2 protein-coding genes and 1 pseudogene are annotated in these 1,260 nt (G+C 37.1%); 2 read left to right on the top strand and 1 reads right to left on the bottom strand.

Annotated elements, in window-relative coordinates:
- Positions 1 to 180, top strand: a pseudogene (locus VXQ92_RS18790) (ABC transporter ATP-binding protein); the annotation flags it as partial.
- A gap of 107 nt (positions 181 to 287) precedes the next feature.
- Entirely contained in the window at positions 288 to 947 is a 660-nt protein-coding gene (locus VXQ92_RS18795) for an SOS response-associated peptidase family protein (RefSeq protein ID WP_000332555.1), read from the top strand.
- Positions 948 to 1,000: 53 nt separating this feature from the next.
- Here VXQ92_RS18795 and VXQ92_RS18800 read toward each other — a convergent pair.
- The coding region (locus tag VXQ92_RS18800; protein WP_416682821.1) for a hypothetical protein at positions 1,001 to 1,260 on the bottom strand (260 nt) is incomplete at its 5' end.

The following is a 1,260-nucleotide window of genomic DNA, read 5'->3' on the forward strand; positions in this document are numbered from 1 at the left end:
TATATTTTTATTTCACATGACTTGTCGGTTGTGAAATATATCTCCGATCAGGTTATGGTCATGAATCATGGTGAAGTTGTTGAAATCGCCAACTCGGATGAGCTCTATGCACATCCGCAACATGACTACACCAAACGACTATTGCAGGCTATTCCACAAGGGATTCAGCACGTTTCGTAAGCGTAAAGTTATGTCGTTAAAGGCACTTTTAAGTGCCTTTTTATTTGGTTTATAGAATAAATACTTATAAAATAAGAGATGTAAAAGTACAGTATTTTATTCCTGCTATGTGTGCCAACTTTAAGCCTTTAACTCTTGCCCAATTGCAGCAACTTCAGTTGCCTGTGGTCGGCTTTAGCTATGCCGATGAGGTTTATCCGGGTGGGACAATGCCATTGTTATTCAAATCACCGCAAGGTTTTGAGTGGCGTGAAGTCATGTTCGGTTTGGTTCCTAAATGGGCAGAAGATACGAACATAGCAAAACATACTTATAACGCTCGTCATGAAACAATTTTCCAAAAACCGAGTTTTCAAGAAGCTGCTCTTAAATGTAAGTTCGGTGTAATACCCGTGACGGAGTTTTATGAGAGTAAATATATAAATGATAAACCTGAGCGGTGGGGCGTACGCCGTAAAGATGGGCAGGCTTTTTTTATCGCAGCAATCTATGAAATTTGCAAAATGAATGAAACGATTGTCCGTTCTGCGAGTATGTTAACCATGGATGCGATTGATCACCCCATGATGAAAGACTTCCATGAACCGGGTGATGTTAAAAGATCAGTCATTGTGATTCCACATGACCGCTTAGATGAATGGTTAAGTTTAGAGACACCAGATATTTCCAGTTTTATTGAAGGTTTTCCTGTTGAGGAATTTGAATGTTTACATGTTCCTAAAGAGAAGATTATAAAACCTACACCTCAATTAAGTATGTTTGAATAACTGCATTGGAGTTAGGTTATTGGCTTAATTTTTAAGTCAATAACCTTTGATATTTAATCAATATTCTTACTTAAAGTTTGTACCTGCTCATCTTGCGCCAGATAAGCCAATTCAATCGGTGAGATTACAAAAGTTGAGTTATCTGAGGTTTGTTTAAAAACAAATCCATATTCAAAAGATTGCGTATTTTTACTTGGTAACCAAAATAAATAAGGACAGCCTGTATAACTGCCATCCCAACCCATTTCTTTAGCTAAGGCCAAAGCTGTATCGGATTTAGCAATAATTTCTTTAAGTGATTCTTTATCTCTTT

This window comes from Acinetobacter sp. 228 (assembly GCF_048147885.1).